The 19,038-nt window shown below is 47.2% G+C and carries 15 protein-coding genes; 2 read left to right on the top strand and 13 right to left on the bottom strand.

Translation table 11 applies throughout. The features are described 5' to 3' along the window. Nucleotides 1-29: 29 nt before the first annotated feature. Nucleotides 30-2,195 carry an outer membrane protein assembly factor BamB family protein gene (locus AC0IYG_RS04960; protein WP_471709940.1) on the top strand — a complete coding sequence of 722 codons (2,166 nt, stop codon included), beginning with the start codon at nucleotides 30-32 and terminating at the stop codon, nucleotides 2,193-2,195. A gap of 9 nt (nucleotides 2,196-2,204) precedes the next feature. Here the strand turns inward: AC0IYG_RS04960 and AC0IYG_RS04955 are convergent, their stop codons facing one another. Continuing rightward, on the bottom strand, nucleotides 2,205-2,573 hold the full coding sequence (locus tag AC0IYG_RS04955; RefSeq protein WP_471709939.1) for a DoxX family protein: 369 nt from the start codon (nucleotides 2,571-2,573) through the stop codon (nucleotides 2,205-2,207). A gap of 98 nt (nucleotides 2,574-2,671) precedes the next feature. Between AC0IYG_RS04955 and AC0IYG_RS04950 the strand changes: the two genes are divergently transcribed. Continuing rightward, on the top strand, nucleotides 2,672-3,070 hold the full coding sequence (locus tag AC0IYG_RS04950; protein WP_471709938.1) for a winged helix-turn-helix transcriptional regulator: 399 nt from the start codon (nucleotides 2,672-2,674) through the stop codon (nucleotides 3,068-3,070). An 18-nt stretch (nucleotides 3,071-3,088) separates the two neighbouring features. Here the strand turns inward: AC0IYG_RS04950 and AC0IYG_RS04945 are convergent, their stop codons facing one another. The 12 genes from AC0IYG_RS04945 to AC0IYG_RS04890 all read right to left on the bottom strand — a co-directional run bounded on the left by AC0IYG_RS04945 (nucleotide 3,089) and on the right by AC0IYG_RS04890 (nucleotide 18,957). Further along, nucleotides 3,089-4,720 (bottom strand): alpha-amylase family protein, encoded by a 1,632-nt coding sequence (locus tag AC0IYG_RS04945; protein ID WP_471709937.1) that lies wholly within the window; start codon nucleotides 4,718-4,720, stop codon nucleotides 3,089-3,091. Between the two features lie 87 nt (nucleotides 4,721-4,807). Continuing rightward, nucleotides 4,808-7,645, bottom strand: coding sequence for a glycosyltransferase family 117 protein (locus AC0IYG_RS04940; RefSeq protein WP_471709981.1), 2,838 nt, complete (start codon nucleotides 7,643-7,645; stop codon nucleotides 4,808-4,810). 253 nt (nucleotides 7,646-7,898) lie between these two features. Next, a complete protein-coding gene (locus AC0IYG_RS04935; RefSeq protein WP_471709936.1) occupies nucleotides 7,899-12,152 on the bottom strand; it encodes a CheR family methyltransferase in 4,254 nt (1,417 codons plus the stop codon). Nucleotides 12,153-12,390: 238 nt separating this feature from the next. Further along, a complete protein-coding gene (locus AC0IYG_RS04930) occupies nucleotides 12,391-13,047 on the bottom strand; it encodes a response regulator (RefSeq protein ID WP_471709935.1) in 657 nt (218 codons plus the stop codon). Between the two features lie 73 nt (nucleotides 13,048-13,120). Continuing rightward, the gene (locus AC0IYG_RS04925) at nucleotides 13,121-14,431 is read right to left on the bottom strand and encodes a sensor histidine kinase (protein ID WP_471709933.1); all 1,311 of its coding nucleotides are present in this window, start codon (nucleotides 14,429-14,431) and stop codon (nucleotides 13,121-13,123) included. 496 nt (nucleotides 14,432-14,927) lie between these two features. After that, complete coding sequence (locus tag AC0IYG_RS04920) at nucleotides 14,928-15,137, bottom strand: hypothetical protein (RefSeq protein ID WP_471709932.1); 210 nt, start codon at nucleotides 15,135-15,137, stop codon at nucleotides 14,928-14,930. Between the two features lie 377 nt (nucleotides 15,138-15,514). Further along, the gene (locus tag AC0IYG_RS04915; protein ID WP_471709931.1) at nucleotides 15,515-16,213 is read right to left on the bottom strand and encodes a DUF4097 family beta strand repeat-containing protein; all 699 of its coding nucleotides are present in this window, start codon (nucleotides 16,211-16,213) and stop codon (nucleotides 15,515-15,517) included. A gap of 24 nt (nucleotides 16,214-16,237) precedes the next feature. After that, nucleotides 16,238-17,017 (bottom strand): DUF4097 family beta strand repeat-containing protein, encoded by a 780-nt coding sequence (locus AC0IYG_RS04910; RefSeq protein WP_471709930.1) that lies wholly within the window; start codon nucleotides 17,015-17,017, stop codon nucleotides 16,238-16,240. A 33-nt stretch (nucleotides 17,018-17,050) separates the two neighbouring features. After that, complete coding sequence (locus tag AC0IYG_RS04905; protein WP_471709929.1) at nucleotides 17,051-17,827, bottom strand: HEAT repeat domain-containing protein; 777 nt, start codon at nucleotides 17,825-17,827, stop codon at nucleotides 17,051-17,053. Beyond that, nucleotides 17,811-18,329, bottom strand: a complete 519-nt coding sequence (locus AC0IYG_RS04900; RefSeq protein WP_471709928.1) for an RNA polymerase sigma factor — start codon at nucleotides 18,327-18,329, stop codon at nucleotides 17,811-17,813. The genes AC0IYG_RS04905 and AC0IYG_RS04900 overlap by 17 nt, the downstream gene beginning before the upstream one ends. Before the next feature lie 146 nt (nucleotides 18,330-18,475). Continuing rightward, entirely contained in the window at nucleotides 18,476-18,772 is a 297-nt protein-coding gene (locus AC0IYG_RS04895) for a hypothetical protein (protein ID WP_471709927.1), read from the bottom strand. Between the two features lie 26 nt (nucleotides 18,773-18,798). After that, nucleotides 18,799-18,957 carry a hypothetical protein gene (locus AC0IYG_RS04890; RefSeq protein WP_471709926.1) on the bottom strand — a complete coding sequence of 53 codons (159 nt, stop codon included), beginning with the start codon at nucleotides 18,955-18,957 and terminating at the stop codon, nucleotides 18,799-18,801. Between the last annotated feature and the right edge of the window lie 81 nt (nucleotides 18,958-19,038).

Here is a 19,038-nt window from a genome sequence, read left to right as displayed (position 1 = left end):
CGACGCTTCCAGACGGATTTCAACCCTTTATGATTGATTTGCTACGTGTTAAATATCGTATTTTTAAAATAAAGTATGGCCTGTTACCGGCATTTGCCGCTTTTGCAGCATTGGTTGCTTATCAAACCAGGGACGAAGACCGCATCTGGGCAGTTTACAAAGCAGACCCCGAAAGCACGAGTTACTCCAAGCTGAGCGAGATCAACACTTCTAATGTCAGCCAGCTGCAACCTGCCTGGACATTCGCAATAAAGGATATGAAAGACGGCTCCCGCCCGGGCAGCAGCGAATGCAATCCGATCATCGTCGACGGCGTCATGTATGCCACTTCTGCCAAACATCATGTGTATGCGATCGATGCCGGAACGGGCACGCAGATCTGGTCATTTGATCCTTTCAATGGCGCAGAAGGCGGCGGTGTGAGCCGTGGCGTTACGTATTGGGAAGATGGGGATGACAAACGGATCCTCGTCACGGGCGGCGACGTCCTCTTTGCATTAAATGCGAACACCGGCAAGCCGATCCATTCTTTTGGGAAAAATGGGGAAGTGAGCATGAATGTGGGCCTGCGCGATGACCCTGAAACCATTTCTGTCATTCCTACCAGTCCCGGAATCGTTTACAATGATCTGCTCATTATGGGCGCTGAGGTTTCTGAGCTTTATGGCGCGCAGCCGGGCTATATCCGTGCTTATAATTGTCGTTCAGGCAAACTTGAATGGACTTTTCACACGATTCCGATGCCTGGTGAGCCGGGTTATGACACCTGGCCCAAAGATGCTTACAAATATGCAGGCGGCGTAAACGATTGGGCTGGGATGAGCCTGGATCTTAAAAGAGGCATTGTTTTTCTCGCGCTCGGCTCGCCCAGTTACGATTTTTACGGTGCCGACCGGAAGGGCAACAATTTGTACGGAAACAGTGTGGTGGCTTTGCATGCCGCAACCGGGAAATACATCTGGCATTATCAGCTTGTGCACCACGACCTTTGGGATTATGACCTTCCTGCCCCGCCTAACCTGGTAACAGTGCAACGAAACGGGAAGAATATGGATGCTGTGGCGCAGGTTACCAAGCACGGATTTGTGTTTGTGTTCAACCGGGAAACCGGCGAGCCGCTCTTTCCGATCGAAGAGCGCAAAGTCCCGGCATCCAACATTCCAGGTGAGGAATCCTCTCCGACTCAGCCGTTTCCCTTAAAACCAAAACCATTTGCGCGCCAGTGGATGACCGAAGCCGACCTGACCAATTACAGCGCAGCAGGCCGAGATTCTATTGTGAAAAAATTCAGATCGATGCGTTATGAAGGACTTTTTACACCGCCTGATTTGAAGGGAACGCTCATGCTGCCGGGCTCGCGGGGTGGTGCGGAATGGGGCGGCGCTGCATATGATCCGACGTCCTCGGTGCTTTTTGTGAAATCAAATGATTCTCCGGAAATACAGTCAATGAAGAAGGTGGATTCGGACAAAGAAGCGAAGGACCAGACGGTTTTCGATCAGGGAAAACAGATTTACATGACTTACTGCGTGGCTTGTCATGGCAAAGATAAAAATGGCGACGAACCGAATTACCCTTCGCTGGTTGGCCTTAAAAACCGGATGACGCGTGAAGCCACTTTGGACAAAATCAAAAAAGGCGGCGGTAAAATGCCCGCATTTGCAAATGTGGTCAAAGGAAAAGAAAAAGGCATCATTGCATTCCTATTTGAAAGGGAACAGAATTCGAGTAAAGTCACCAAAATGGAAACGGGACAGACACTTGCGGGAGCCGACAAATATCTAAACTTAACGGCTTACGGACATTTCCGGGATCCGGACGGCAATCCCGCATTGCGCCCGCCTTGGGGAACATTGAATGCGATTAACCTGACAACGGGCAATTACGAATGGCAGATCCCGCTCGGCAACAATGATCGTTTGCAAGAGAAAAATGCTCCTGAAACCGGGCAGGAAGGATCGGCTGGCCCCATTGTTACTGCCGGAGGCCTCATTTTCATCAGTGGTACAAACGATAAGAAGCTGCGCGCTTTTGATAAAAAAACGGGCAAACGCTTGTGGGAAACCGTGTTGCCAGGAGTTGCAAACGCCACTGCCTGCACCTATTCGCATAAGGGCAGGCAATACGTCGCATTGTCTGTCGGAGGCAATAAAGAAAACCCCTCGGGCTTTATAATGGCTTTCAAACTGCCTTAAATAAACCGCTTACGCCTCGATTCCGTTGTTGCTAACCGGCAAAAAAATGCTCCGGTCGCGCAGGAATGCGGAGATCCAAACCAGGATGATCGGAGTCAAAGCATTGAGCGGCGTGCCGTGTGACAATTCAGTTGCTAATGCGCCTGCAAAATAGCATGACAGCAAAATGAAGCCGATTTTCATCGTTTTGGGATACACAAACAATGCGGTAAAGAGAATTTCCATAATGCCAAGCGGCACTATGTAGTCTGCCACACCAACCTTCTGCATCATGCCAACGAGTTCGTCGCCACCCATGAATTTCATGATGCCGCTGAACACAACCATTGCGGATGCGATCACGGTAACTGCGATCGTAATTATTTTCTTCGTATTCATAGTTGATTTTGTTTCTTGCAAAATTAGCTACCTTTGCTAACCAATAGTTAGTAGTATACAGAAGGTTAGTAGTATCCTTTTGATTAGTTGTAGGCGATATGGAGATCTTAGCAAACAAATCCAGACAGCATTCTGCAATAGAATGCAACAGTAAGCTTGGTGCAATCGGAGATGCGCTTTATGTCATCGGCGGAAAATGGCGTTTACGCATTGTCATGGCACTTTCGGAGGGTAACAGCCGGTTTAATGAGTTGCAGCGCGCTGTCCCGGGCATTTCCGCCCGAGTTCTGTCCAATGAGCTTAAAGAATTGGAACTGAACGGATTCCTGATAAGAACAGTCTACACCGAAGTGCCTGTTGTTGTAGCATATAAGCTGACAGAATACAGCAGCACATTGGATCCTGTGCTCGGAGCGCTCGTAAACTGGGGTGAAATGCATCGGGCAAAAATAAAATCCGACGGCAAACCATCGGATCTTATTGCTCAGGAAGCATGATAGCAAGTATTTGAAGCGCTAATCCAGCACAGCCCGGAACCAGCGATAACCATACGCTTCGAGCGTAATTGTGTGCCGGCCTTTGTCGTCCGTGATGCTTTCAATGTTGCTTAGCAAGTCGGCAATGCGAACCGAACCGGCCTGCGCTTCGGGCACAACGAGTTCCAGCGATTTCTCGTGAAAGTTGTGCCAGATCAGCAGAATCTTGTTTTTCCAGGTGTAACGCATGCCCAGGATTTCGTCGTAACCGGTGTCGAGGATTTCCCAATCGCCATATCCGATTTCGGGACATTCTTTTCGTAGGCGGATGAGTGAAGTCATCCAGTTGAGCAACGAACCCGGATCACGGCGCTGGTTCTCGACATTCACGTGCTGGTACGAATAATAACCATCGTCAATGATCGGATGAACGAGTGTTTTCGCTTTTGAAAATCCTGCGTGCTTTTCAGCCGTCCATTGCATCGGCGTTCGCACCGACTCCCGTTCCTGCAAATCCAGATTATCACCCATCCCAATCTCATCACCGTAACGGATCACCGGCGTGCCCGGAAGTGAAAACATTAGGCTATAAGCAAGCTCGGTCTGCTGGCGGCTCCCCAGCATAGGCGAAAGCCTGCGCCGGATTCCCCTATCGTAAAGCTGCATCGTTTTTTCCGGACCAAACCTGTCAAAAACCGTTTGCCGTTCTTCGTCTGTCAGTCGTCCCAGATCAAGCTCATCGTGATTGCGCAGAAAATGTGCCCACTGACTCGTTGGTGAAATTTCCCTGGTTGCTTCCAGCGCTTTGATCAACGGCCGCGTGTCCGAAGTGGCCAGCGCGTAAAATGTATATTGATTTACATAAAAATTGAACATCAGGTGAATGCCGTCGCCGTCCTCACCAAAGTATTTTTTGCTTTCTTCCGGCAGCACATTGGCTTCACCCAGCAACACGGCATCTCCGCGCCGCCATTGCAGAAACCGGCGCATTTCCCGCAGATATTCGAAATGTAATTTTGGTTTTTCCGAACCCTTATCGCTCGAAGATTCAAGTATAAATGGCACCGCATCGACCCGGAATCCGGCAATGCCGAGTTCGAGCCAGTAACCCATAATTTTGTTTATTTCTTCTCTGACTTCCGGGTTGTCCGTATTCAGATCAGGCTGAAATTCATAGAATCGGTGGAAATAATAAGCTTTTGCTTCCTTATCTTTTGTCCAAATGGCTTTTTGTACACCCGGAAAGACCATTCCTTTATTCCAGTTTTTCGGTCTGGTTTCAGACCATACATACCAATTTCTTTTGGGATTGTCGGGTGAAGAACGGGCTTCTTTAAACCAGCGGTGTTCGTCGGAAGTGTGGTTAACAACCAGATCAATGATCACTTTAATGCCCAGTTTCCTGGCTTTGTGAATGAAGCTAACAAAGTCTCCGCTGGACCCGTGCCGCGGATCAACTCCGTAAAAATCACTGATGTCATAACCATTGTCCCGGTTGGGCGTGGGCTGAAAAGGTGCCAGCCAGATTGTATCCAGGCCTAATGCGTGCAGATAATCCAGCCTGTTGCAAAGTCCCTCGAAATCCCCGATGCCGTCGCTGTTGCCATCCATAAATGTTTCCAGGTCGAGGCTGTAAATCACTGCATTTTTATACCAAAGATCGTCGAGCATGTTTTAAAGGTTTGTTGCGCCAAAACAAACTAAAAAACCAAGCCATGACGGTTTTTCCATGACTTGGTTCGATAAAATCAGCCTTATTTAGTTGCCGCTATACATATTAAATGCAAGCAGATGTTTCTTAAAAATTACCTCATATTGCTTTGCGGCCGCCTCCTGCCTGGCACGCCTGCATTCCTGCACAATGGTTTGCAGCATATAAAGATCCACATTCACATCTCGGTTTCTGACGCCGCCATTTTCCTTCACCCACGAAAGATTTTCATCCGACCGCAAAGCCATGATCCGGGCTGAATCGAGTGCTTTTTTGTTTTCTCCAAGATCAAACAACATGCCTACAAAGCCAACGGAAAACTGGTCGAAAGGAATGGTGTCGTCCGGCATCACCGTCATGGCTTTGTTGACAACTTCCTTCGCTTTTGTCAGATCATTTTCAGCGATCAGCTGACCGGCCAGGCGCAGGAACGAAATGCGCGCACTCGCAACCGGCGATCCGCGATAGGTGTCATCGTAATACACATTCGGGTCATTCAGCGCGCGCCATTGCATCTTTTTCATCATATTATCGTACATAATTTCGGAGTTCACATAACCGTCGGACGCGCCTTGCACGCGCACGGGCAGGAGTCGGTAAGTGTAGCCTTCGAGCTGCATATATTCCTGTAAACCAAGGTTATGCGTAGCGCCCATGGTTGAGGAAAAGTAAACGGGCCTTTCCCAATTGTTACTTGCGATAATATCCAGCATTACCAGGTCACTTTTATACAAATCACCCGTGCCAATATTCCAGCTCATCGAATCCCCCAGCATGGGAACAAGCTCTTTCTTAACGATATGCATTGCTTTTACTTTTTCTGAATCGACGGGTAAAAACAGCGTTGACGAAGGCAGAATGGAAGTCATGTCGCCACTCGTCAGCGGAACCTGAATGGCTTTGTTATCCTGCTTGATCAAGTCCAGATATTCTTTCAGGTTAATGCCTTTTTTTACCGCCGCGATTTCATAAAACGGCACATAATCGTTCTTGCCGGTTGCATAATCTTCCATATCCAGCGAAAGCGGCAATGCTTCGGACTTATTGGTTTTCCGTTTGAGCTGCTCGATATACCAGTCAATTCCCAGGAATGTTTGCACGCAAACACGCACATCCGTCCGCACGCCTTCCACTTCCTGTAAATACCACAAAGGAAAAGTGTCGTTGTCTCCGCCTGTGAATAAAATGGCATTCGGTGCGCAGGAATTAAGCAGGTTTCGGGCAAAATCGACGGAATGAAAACGGTTGCGCCGATCGTGATTATCCCAGCCTTTGGCCAGCATAATGACCGGAACCGAAAAGCTGGCCGCAACCGCAACGGCCGTACGCAACCGGACATTAGAAACTGCCTTTTGTAAAAAACCGGCAACGCCCATCACGCCAAAGCCTATCCAGATGCAGAAAATGTAGAAGGAACCAACGTAAATATAATCCCGCTCCCGCGGCTCGGTCGGAGGCGGATTGAGATAAACCACAAGCCCAACGCCGGTAAGCACAAAGAGCAGACCGAGCACCAGCAGATCGTCGCGGCGCTTGCCGTAAAGCCAGAACAGTCCGGCTATGCCCAGCAAAAAAGGAAGCATCAGAAAGTTATTGTGCCCGCGGTTGGTGGCGATGGATGAAGGAAAATGCGCGGCGGCCTGCCAGGGAAGCAATGTTCCCGCACCTTCCTCGTCACTTTCACGACCCACAAAATTCCACAGAAAATAACGCCAGTACATGTGCCCGATCTGGTGTGAAAACAGATAGCTGAGGTTATGCCGCATGGTTGGCTTTTCCCCTTCTGCCAGTCCGGTCATTTGCTGATAAAGCTGCGGATGGCCCGGCTGGGCGCTGTACATTCTTGGAAAAAGCATACTGCTGCCGGGCTCATATTCATAGATCGGGCGATAATCAATGATGACGTATTTGCCGTCTTGCTTGCGGTAAACCGGCGCTCCACGCTTCTGACTAATGGGTTTGGAAACAAATGACGGTCCATACAGGAGCGGCCGGCTTTCATACTGCTCCCTTTTCAGATAAGAAACGAAGCGGAGCACATCGCTGGGATTGTTTTCGTTGATCGGCGGATTGTATTCGGAGCGCACGAGCACCATCATGTAGGACGCGTAACCGATTAAGACAAAGGCAAGTGACAGCAAGCTCGTATTTAGTAAAACTTTCTCTTTCCGGTGCGCATAACGGATTGCCCAGGCAAGCGTCCCGAGAAATAAAACCACAAAAAAGACGATTCCAGTGTTGTAGGGAAGTCCCAATGTGTTTACAAAAAAGATCTCGATTTTCCCCGCCAAATCGGGAAGCCCTGGAATAATGCCTGAATTGATTATTGCCAAAATGCCTAATCCGCAGCAAAATGCTGTTATGCGCCCGATAAAGGTGGGTTTTGGATATTTTTTGAAATAATAAACGAGTGCCAAGGCAGGAATTGTAACCAGATTGAGCAAATGCACGCCGATGGAGATTCCTACCAAATAAGCGATGAGTATGAGCCATCGGTTTGCCGTTGCCGGGTGGCTGGTTTGCTCCCATTTGAACACCGCCCAGATTACTATGGCCGTAAAAAAGGACGACATGCCATACACTTCCGCCTCGGCGGCCGAAAACCAGAATGAATCGGACCATGCATAAGCGAGCGCGCCGGTGGCGGCTGCACACATCAATAGAACAGTTTCCGGTTTGGTAAGGGCTTCTTCGGTTTTGCCGAGCAGCTTTTTTGCAAGCATTGTGATGGTCCAAAACAGAAAAAGGACCGTAAATGCGCTGCTAAGCACGGAAACCATGTTCACCCAATAAGCCACACGCGTAACGTCGCCGAATGAGAGCAGTGAAAAAAGCCTTCCGACAAGCAGAAAAAAGGTGCCCCCGGCGGATGGGGCACCTGTAATTTAAAAGCGGCTGCAATGAATTCACCGCAATCCCAGAAACTGGCCGTCCGCTCCATTGTTACCACGTAGGTAAGAAATGCAGCCGTGAAGACTGCCCAGCCAGTAATTTTGTTCCATTTTTTGAAAGTGTCATGTTAAGTTAAGTTTTTCCCGAGTTCCAAAACTATCGAAACAGCATTGGAACGAACTTAACCTAACTCTTAAAAAACGTTAACTGAACTGCTCGAAATCAGCCATTTAACTTAATTTAACACTAATTGTAACTGGCTGGCAATGTGATTCGGAATGTGGTTCCGCTGTCCGGATCGCTTTCCACATGAAGGTTGGCCGACAATATTTCACATAACCGTTTCACGATAAACAATCCGATGCCTTCGCCTTTGGCTTGTTCCTGCGGATCGGTTTCGGAAATAGCCAGCTCGGGGCGGTTGGGCAGATTGGCAGGCATATCAGCCAGATTTAACTGTTTGACAAGATCTTCCGAAAGGCCTTTTCCACAATCTTTTACGACGAAATACCATTGGTTTTCAGCTTCGTCCGATAACTTTTCAGCACCCCAGCGGAGCAACAGTTCGCCATCCTTCGTATATTTTATTGCATTTAATAGCAAATTCTGTGCGATACGGCGGATCTTAACCGTGTCTCCATGAACAGGCAGACTTGGCTCGCCTTCCATAATTACCGTAAGCCGGCTCTCGGCAGCTAGCGGCTTAATGCTTTCACCCAGCTCATAAAGCATTTGACCTGCATCAAAGAGCTGAGGATGAAGTTGTTCCAAGCCAGATTCGAGACGTGAATAATCGAGCAATTGGGTGAGCATATGCGTGACGTGGCGCAGGTTGCGTTGCAGCATTTCGTGCGTATGCGTCCTTTCTTCGTTGTTGTTGATCATGTTGAGCAGGGAAGTTGCTCCAATGATCACACCAAAGCTTCCTCGCAAATCGTGCGTGGTAGATCGCAAAAATTCACCCCGCTGACGAACATAGCGCCGCGTTTCTTCCAACGATTTAATGGTTTCATTGGACACTTCAACCTGCTGTAAAAGATGCTGCTGCTGCTGTTCCGCATGTTTCAAGGCTGTAATATCCAGCCCCGTCATAACCACCGCATCATTGAACTTGGCGAGCGAAATGGCAAGCCAGCGGCGACTTCCAACCGTCCTGATCTCGCGCTCTTCATACAATGTGCGGTCATTCAAAAGCACATCGGCAAGCTGGTCGAATGTGTTGTCGCCCCAAAGGAGGTGCGGCATTTTATTATCCTGTCGTTCGGAAATCGTCCCAGTCTGATTTTGTCTCAGATCTTCAAATTTCTCATTGGAAACAACCAGATCAAAATCAATGATCTTGTCATCATCTGTCCTGTTGGGCCTGAAAAATCCGATGGCTGTTGGCGAGCTGTCGAGCACGGCCTGCAAATTTCCTGCTGTCACTTCGAGCTGCGCTTTGGCTTCTTCGAGCTCACTGATCAGCTGTTTTGCCTGACCGTGCGCTTTTACAAGATCGGCATTGGCCTTATCGAGTTCAAGCGTGCGCTCCATTACACGCCGGTCGAGCTCCTCATTGTGCATTTTTTGCGTGTGAATGTCCGCACAGGAACCCATGAAGCCAGTAAAAACGCCTTCGTCGGAAAAGAAGATTGGCTGCGCATTTTCAATCACCCAGCGATATTCGCCGTCATGCCTTTTGAGCCTGTATTGCGTTTGATAAGGCTGTCTTTTTCGGAAATTGCTTTCATATAACGATACATATTCCTGACGATCGTCCGGATGAATGCCGTTTGACCAGACAAATTTGATCTCTTCGTCCATATTCCTCCCGGTAAATTGCAGCAAGGCCTTGTTCAGGAAATTGTATTTTCCATCCATGCCCGCCACCCACGTAAGCATTGGCGCATTGTCGGCAATGTCGTGGAACCAGGCTTCACGTTCTTCGAGCAGGCGCTGCGCCCGGCGATGCTCGGTAATGTCCTCAATAGCAAGCAGAATTGCCTCCTGCCCTTGCTGGCGGACGACGCGACGCGCATTGAGCTTCATCACTTTTTCTCCGATCACAGGAAAAGTGTGCTGCACTTCGTAATCATTGAAATAAGTTTCTTCCACAATGATCTCTTCCAGAAGCGTGCGCAATCCCGGAATGTCCCATTGTCTGTTGCCCAATTCATAGATCAATCGACCTTCTGTGTCTTCCTGCTGCGCCTTGAATATTTTGTAAAATGCCTTATTTGCACTTTTAACGCGTAAATCTTTATCCAATATGAGCGTCGCCTCGCGTATCGTTGAAAAAATCGCTTCCGAGAATCCATAGGCCTCGGACAGCTGATCGTTGCGCACCAGAAGCTCCTGGTTAATGGTCAGAAGCTCTTCATTGGTGGATTCAATTTCCTCTTTACTCGTTTCCAGCTCCTCATTAATGCTTTGCAATTCCTCGTTGCTGCTGACAATTTCTTCATTCGCGGATTGCAGTTCTTCGTTGCTCGCTTCCTGCTCTTCGATGATCGAATGCAGGTCTTCGCGGACGGCAATCAGCTCTTCTTCCAATTGCTTGATGCGCAAATCGCGGGAAACCGACAATTTAGATTGCATTGAATGCGTCGGAATGATTTCTTCGAAAACAACCAGGAAAAGCTGTTCTTCGGAGTTGGTTTTTATAGGAACAGCCTCAATAGCAACCTGATGCGTCTTCTCTCCCACCTTTATTTCCAGACCGGATTTACGGACTCTTTCATTTTGCTTACGGGCTTTATGAACGAGGCTGCGCAGATCAAAAACCAATGTCGGCCTCGCCATTTTGAGCAGATTAAGGCTCGCACGGCCGGGAGAAGGTTCAAGAAACAGGCTTACCGATCCGCGGAACTGCAAAATTTCCAGATCCTGGTCTACAACCACACTCGGCGGCACATATTGATTCAATAAAAGCGAATCGACAACTTTTTCCAGGTCATATGTGGGCGTTGTTGCTTTAACGTTCACACGCGACGTGGACAATTCTTCTGGGCGTTCTGGTTCGGTGGAGCGAGGCATCATTTCAAAGTTTGCGCGGCTGGAAACATCATTTTTTCTGGCAAAAACCTTATAATTCTTTTCCAAATGGGTAAAAAGCTGGGCAGATGTGCCCACTGTTTCGGACTTACCCAAAACCAAAAATCCGTTAGGATTAAGCGAATAATGAAATGTGGAGATTGCTTTTCGCTGCAAAATATTGTCCACGTAAATCAGCAGATTCCGGCAACTCACCAGGTCGAGGCGAGAAAATGGCGGATCTTTGAATACATTGTGCGGCGCAAAAACGCAAAGGTCTCTTACGAACTTATTAATGCGGTAATGATCGTCGACTTGGGTAAAAAAACGTTGCAAACGCCTGCTGGACAAGCCTATAACCTCGCTTTTGTTATAGCTTCCCTGCCTGGCTTTTAGTATTGCGGATTCACTCAGATCGGTGGCGAAGATCTGAATGGGAATGCTTGCCTGCCGGTCGCCGATCACTTCCAGCAGCATCATTGCATAAGAATAAGCTTCTTCGCCCGTCGAACATGCCGGGATCCAGATCCTGATCGGCTCTCTTGCTTTTTTGTTTTTAATGATCTGCGGCAGCACCACTTTTTTCAGATAATCCATGGTTTCAGGATCACGGAAAAAGCTGGTAACATTGATCAGCAAATCGCTGTAAAGCACCGCTGCTTCGGATGGGTGATGCTTTAAATAATCATTATATCCTTTAAGTGTTTCGAGCTTGTAGAGCAGCATCCGGCGAATGATGCGGCGGCGAATGGTTGTCATTTTATAATGACCAAAATCCATCCCGACCGCTTTTCGCAAAAAATGGATGATCGCTTTCAGGTCCTCAGCATTCTCGGGCACTTCGTCCTGCGTTTCGGCAACGGATGTCAGCCTAAAAATTTCACTTTGCTGGCTCAGGCGTTCGAGTTCAATGGCCATTTCTGCGGGCGATAACACCATATCCACCACGCCTTCTGCCACGGCAGACTTGGGCATGCTTTGAAACTGAGCGGTGTCGTCTTGTGCAAATGTGATCCCGCCTGCAACTTTGATCGCTTTGAGACCAATGGTGCCATCGGTGGCCATGCCAGAAAGCAGCAGGCCGATGGCGCCGTCCTTTTGCCGCTCGGATAAGGACATAAAGAACTGATCGATAGGCATATGCAGAAATGGCTTAGGTCTGCGTATGATGAGTGTCAGCATGCCGTCGATCACTTCCATGTCCTGCCCGGGTGGAATGACATAAAGATGATTTGCTTCAATAGGCATTTCATGTTCTGCCTCCAAAACATTCATTTTGGTCATTCTTCCTAAGATGACCGAAAGCTTGCTATCAAAATCTGGATTGAGATGCTGGATGTAAACGTATGCAAAACCTGTTGCGGATGGTAAATGGCGCAATAACTCACTAACTGCCTCAATCCCTCCCGCGGACGCGCCAATTCCCACCACTGGAACCGGTCGCTTTTCTGATATATTCGCCACCGGATTTATTTCCTTTTTCGACATAAATTTTAAAAAGCTGACAACTTCTGGGAATTGCCATTGTTGCAATTTATGTAACTCTCGTTTGCAAACATATAGTTAGGAAACTTTTCGTCGTATTAACTTGCCATTTGGTTAAAAGACTAAAACAGAAGATTTCTCATCATTTGCGACACGCTGATCGAAGCAAATAACGGAAAGATTGTGAAAGTCAGCGAACTATGTGGGCAAACGAGTTCGTATCGGCAGGAGCGCCGGATGATCAGGCCTGGAAAAAATTGGTGTTGTCCCTTTTGTAAATTTCCACTTTTTTGAACAACTCAAGCACATTCGTCACTTGCAGCTTTTCAAAAATCCGCGCTTTGTAAGTGCTTACGGTGCTTTCCTTAATGTTGAGATCAATGGCAATGTCCTTGGTCCATTTGCCTGCGAGCAGCATATCCATGATTTCCAGCTCGCGCGCTGAAAGAATTTCGAGCGGACTTTCCCAGGCTTCGCGTTCGAGCAACGTGTTGTTGACGAGCTGCGTCTGCACAAGATTGCTAATGTATGTTCCGCCATTGAGCACGGACGTGATAGCGCGCTCCAACTCTTCGTTACTCGCGTCTTTGGCCAAAAAACCATTGGCACCCGCTTTCACATAATGTAATGCATAGAGATTTTCCTCCTGGGACGAAAACACGAGAATCCTGACCCCGCATTGAATAGCTTTAATCTTCGATATCATTCTGAACGCCTCACCTCCGGGAATCTTAATGTCCAGTATGACCAGGTGAAACTGCCGCGACTGCAATACTTTTAGTGTTTCGGGAAATGTCCCTGCTTCCACAATGGTTACCGACGGCAAGAAATCTTCAATCAGCAACTTTACACCCATCCGCACAATCGAATGGTCCTCCACCAATAGAATTGTTTTCATCAAATCCTCTGTTCGCTTTTGACTAAATACTTTTATGCAAACTGAAATTTAATAGAAGTTGAACTACAAAATATCATTTTTGCAAAATAATGTGGATGGCGGTGCCTTGGGCGCGATCGGGCTCAGCATACAGTTTTGCATGAATCAATGCACTGGCTTCTTTGACGATTACGAGACCCATTCCGAAGCCTTCCGGATCCAGCTCAGGACTTGGAACTTTGTCATTGCTATTAATCCAATTGATAATGGATGCGTCCATGCCCGGCCCTGAATCCTGGACGATCAAATGCACTTTTTCACGGTAATCAATATGTGAAACTTCGATAACTCCATTGTGTGTCACCTTGTTGGCATTGTCAATAAGGTTGTGCAGTATAATGCTGAGCAGCTGAATGTTGTTTTTCAGAATGACGCCCGGCTCAATCCGGTTGATGAATGTATTGCCAATGCTTTCTGCTTCGCCGATAAAAATGGCGAACTTTTGCGCGACGAGCTCGTGAATGTCCAGATAAACAAATGTGACGCGCATATTGCGGTAACGGAACTGCGTATATTCAAGCAGGTTCTTCATGAAATGATACAGCCGATAACTCGACTGACTGATCGCACGCACCGTGGGCAAGTCGGGATTATTTTTAGCAAGCCTGCCCGTTGTTGCCATCAGAAAACGCAATGGACTTTTTATATCGTGTGAAATACTCGCCAGCAGCAGTTTTTGATGGGTAAATTCCGCTTGCAGCTTTTTCTGGGAATCCTCTAAATATGTAAGGCTGGATGTAAGCTCGGTCGTGCGCGCATCCAACGCATGAATGGTCGAATAGAAGGAATCGAAAAAGTAATAATTGATAATAAAGAAAAAGAAAAAGTTATGCAGCAGCTGAATGAAGATCGTCCATTTGCCCGCATCCTTCGGTCCCCACGGAATGTCGATGCCGAAATGGTTATTGACATACATAAAAACAATGAACGGGATGATCCCCGCAATGGAGTAAAATGTGCCCCAGCGATTCCCTAACCCATAAAAAGCATACATGCTGACAATGACCACATACTGTAATGTGACCAAATGAAAGCCGTGTTCGAAAAGAAAGAGGTTACTTAATATAATGCCCTCAAAAATGAGAATAGCGACATGAACGGCTTTTTTCCAATTCAGTCCAAGAAACAATGCAATGTAGAATAACATGGCGACTCCCATTAAACCGGCGACACGTTTGATCTGAAATGCGTGCCCCTCTGCGAGGTAAAGCGCGAGCAACATTGCAGTGGTGATCAGCCTGAGATGCAGCGAGTAGGAAAGCACCTTTATTCTCGCAATATTGAGGACATTCGTTTCCTCAGCTAATTGTTTCCTGATTGGCCAGTTTAGAAAGGATAACTCCATTTAATTAATGTGCGTGACGTCTAAGTGCGTTTTACGGAGATAGCGAAAACGTCAAATCTACCTTAAAATGATCACAAATTATGTAGAGAAATTGCTACAACAGATTTGAGGGTTGACTACATTTTATCTGGACATTTGATTGTATTTTTGTCTATCCTTCTTTTTTGAAATTGAAAATGTGCGTGAGAATGAGGGATCATCGAAGCTTGAACGTAATGAAATACGTTATAAACGTTGAGTATATATTACACCTTCGCGGTTCTGCCGCGAAGGTGTTTTGTTTTAAGGGAAGATTAAATTAACCTATAAACAAAGCACAAGTTCGCGTTGGTAAGGAGCTGCAATGGGATATACTCGGACCGGAATCGGGACGTTTAAGAGGCAAAGGGCGGTGTATGGCGCCGGAATTATTGTAGAGGAACGACAGTAAATAAGCTGGCTGTTAAGCCGTAAGGCAAATTTCAACAGAAATCAATGCAAAAACCGAAATTGGCCGTTAACCGTTGTCTTCGGATTTCTCCTGCGCTTTTTTTGCTTTTTTAACCTGGCCTGGGGAGAATTCCCCGTTGATCCACCGAACGAAGTTTTTAGACTGCACCTGGTAAACCTGAGCCGACAATGGTTTAAGATCTGATTGTTCAATTTCTTTCAGGTAATCTCCGAGCAATCTGTTGATCTCCTCCAAATACTTACTCTGTGTCTTCATGTTGGGTTGTGAATTAATATATGACTTGTAACAGTGAGCGTCGAAACATTCCTCGCTAACTGGATGCAAGTATAATTTATTCATTTTGTACAATATGGGCTTTTGGGGTGATGATGCCGGATGATTGGGGTGTAACGCCACCTCAATGGGGGCAGATTTTCCGGATATGAAACGGATTTGCAGAATTTTGAATTTCCGCCACACTGATTCGCAAATGTGGCTTTATTTAGCAGGAATAGAGTATTATAGGGAACTGCAAACTATTTCAACAATTTATTTGAAATAAAATCGACATACATTTCATCATTGTTACACGCACAAAAAAGGCAGTGGCGACCCGCAACCCGGACCGCCACTGCCTGCATGTACAAATTAGATTATTCCTTGCTTCGCAGGAAGACGTCATTGCTGATGGATTCCAGCCGCACTTCCGGCCCGCCGCCTTTAAATGTTCCTTCCAGCAGATAACCCACGATCGGGTTCTTTTGCTTTTTGTCTTTAAAATCAATGTCAAGATCGGAGTAAACCTCACCGGTGATCGTTTTCATCGCCACGTTTGCGCCTTTGCCTTTGGGCCAGTTCATATCCACATATCCGCTGATCGTTTTGGCAAAAACCGTGTTCACCGCACCCTCAATGTCAATGTTGCCATTAATCGTTTCCAGTTTCAGCTTGGCAGCTTTTGGTAAAAACACCTCGTAATTGATCTCACTGCAAATGTAAAACCGCCTTTTGCCATCGTCGCTGCTCCACGAGCTTTGGTTTTTGGGACAATCCTCCGGCTTGCCCGTTTTCACCATTTCTTTATCATAATCTGTGCTCAGTGCCACTTCCTCAGCCGTGCTTTTATCAGTCACCAGCAGCGCGTCGTTAAGTTTTCCCTGGTTAATGGTGACAGCAATGCGGACGGAGACTTCCGGCTTATCCCAATAGCGCACGCGGATGCTGTCGGCAAATTTGAGGTTGAGATTTACGGTTTTACCCGCCGTGTAAGCAAGATTTTTTTGGATGATTTTCTGCGCTATCAATGCATTAAATGAGAACGCAAGAATGAAGGTCAGGGTAATTTTTTTCATGGCTAATAGGTCTTTAAGTGAAGATTACTTCTGTTTACGGATGTAAATATTCCCACTGATGGTGTGCAGGTTCATCTCAACCCCGCCCCCGTTTATCGTTCCTTCAATGTTGCTTCCGCCGCCCACTTTAGACATGCCGTCCTTTGTGCTTTTCAGGCCGAGGTCAAAGTCTGTGAACATTTCCCCGTTGATCGACCGCAGTTTCAGATTTGATTTGACAGCAGCCGGCAACGACACGTCAACAACTCCGCTTATGGACGAAATGGCCGTGGGTTTTTGCTGATTGAGCGTTGTAAAAAGTGCCTTAATTTCACCGCTTGTCGTATTTGCAACCACAGGCCCAGTCACATTGCTGAGGTCGATATCTGCATTGTTCGTTCGCACTTCCAGGTCGCCTTCCACATTACTGATCGTAACCGCCGAGCCGCCCTGCCAGTTTGTTTGCGTATACAAGATCGAAGCCTTTCTTGGAAGCTTAACCGTGTATTTCACCGATTTTCGCGTTGCTTTTTCAATTTTAAGCCCGCCCGCTTCCGGCGTCACGGCCAGGCCAATGCCCGAATTATCGACCGCCGCATAATATATTGGCTTCAATCCTTTGGCGCGTTCGGGAGGAGCCTCGTAGCCGGACGAAGCTGTTATAATCACCTCATCGCCGCTATGGCCTTCTATTTTCATCTCGCCTGCACCCATTTCGAAGGTGACTTTTCCTCCGCCGGCAGGCAGTTTTGTTTTGTATTCCTGGGCATTTGCAATAGAGACAAAGCATAGCAATCCCGCACTGATTAAGAGAACTTTTTTCATGGTTATTAAATAAAATGGATAAAACGCTTTTCGTCAGGCATCCACACGCAAGCGGGAGATGCCTTCTTCTGCTTTCAGCCGCACCACATCAAGCACTTCGCGGTTGTTGGCAAGCTGTATCAACTGATTTTCGGCTCTCTTCTCCTTGATGGAAACCAGCGATTCAATCAGTGAAATCTGGACATTGGGATCTGTCTGGATCGTCAGCGACTGGATAAGGGCCTCGCTCACGCCCGGTTCGCTTTGAAAGTGCAGCAACGCCTGGCAGGCAGCAAGCCGCACATTGACATTGGGATCAAAATTCAGCGTGTTAATGAGTAACTGCGTAATGCCATTATCCACCTGATCCATGTCATAACTCTGGTTCACCGCAAGAATGCGCTCACTCGCCGAAGTCACATTCATCTGTTCAAATGCCAGCACTTTTTTCATTGCATTAGCAGATGTCTCCGCACTTGTTGACGCTTCAGAAACAGCACTTTCACCGCCAAACGGCCCTTGCAACAGCCAGCCGCCCGTAAATCCGACGATTAGCAATGCCAGTCCGGCAGCAATACGCACAATCCAGCTTGTAAACTTGCGTACGGGTCCTTTTTGCGGCGGATCCAAATGCGCTGCAAGCTGGTTACTGAACATTAAGGATGGCACCTCGCTGCGCACCTTTGTGTAGTAATTGAATTGTGCAGCGTGGCTTTTTAAATGTTCCGGAACTGCATCGCTTTGAAAAAAAGCTTTTAATTCACGCTCATCTGCTACGGAGGTTTCTCCTTCGTAATATTTTTCTAATAGTTTTTCAATATCCTGATTCATAGTCGCTTGCTTTTAAATAACGCTCACGAAGCTTCTGCCTCGCCCTGGAAAGGATCACCCGGATATTCGCATTGCTCATGCCCGTAACCTGTTCAATCTCCTCAAATGAATATTCCTCCACATCCCGCAAATGCAGCACAAGCTTATGTTGCTCAGGCAGTTCGTCGATGAGCCTGTGGATCAGCGCGTGATTGTCGCTGTTTTCCAGCTGCCCGTGCGGAGACAAGCCGGGCGCTTGGATGCTCAGGACGTCTGCATCATGTTGCATTTTTTGTCTGTGATGGGCTTTAAGTCTGTCCAGACAGATATTTTTCGTCATCTGCACAGCCAGTGCTTCCACACTTTGGTAAGTTTCGAGTTGCTGCCGGTTGGTCCAAAGCCTTAATAACACATCCTGAATGGCATCTTCCGCTTCCTGGCGGTTGCCAAGAAACATTTGCGCCAGCCGAAAAAGGCGCCCCTGAACAGGCAGTATGCGTTGGTTAAAGCCTTGTAAATCCATTTCAATGACATAGACGACTAAGAAATGAAAACGTTACAAGGTGATGGCGTTTTTTTTTGCTGCTCAGAATTTATCGTGTCGCCGGAATCAAGATTACCGGGCGGCAAAATGAGCTAAGAAGAAGTTGGTGTGACCAGCTTGGCGGATCAGGCGGTTTTTGCGGATTTTACCTGATAAGGCACTGCCTTGATCAGGCGAATGTTGTTCAATTCTTCGATCACGCGGATATGGTCCGCCGGAATAAACCCGCGATTGATCCAGTTGATCACCGTTTCGATATTCTTAATGTTGAAGCGCTGGCAATATTCCTTAATAGTAACCCATTCGGCAAGGTCCACAACTTCTCCCTGGCTTATCAGGAATGCCGTCGTTTCGCGAATTGCGGAATCTGCATCAGCCAGCAAATTGGCTATCTCGGTCGATAATGTTGATTTGGTTTGCATAATTTCATGCTGGTTTGGCTGCCACATCATTTGTCTAAGAATTTTTCCAAAGCCTCGATTGCGTCGTGTAACGCCTCAATTTTCTTCCAGATTTCCAACCGCTCATCCTCAGTGATCTCTTCGGAGCGATCTCGTAAAATTTGTTTTAATGCAGCCAGGTGCATCCTTAGGGTAAAAAGATACATATAGTGTGTTTAGAATTCAATGATAACACTTGTTTGGTTACCAAACAAGCGCAAGCCACCACCCTCAGTCACTTCAAATAA

The sequence above is a fragment of the Dyadobacter sp. AC419 genome, assembly GCF_979253085.1.
This window is presented reverse-complemented; position numbering and strand designations above follow the sequence as displayed.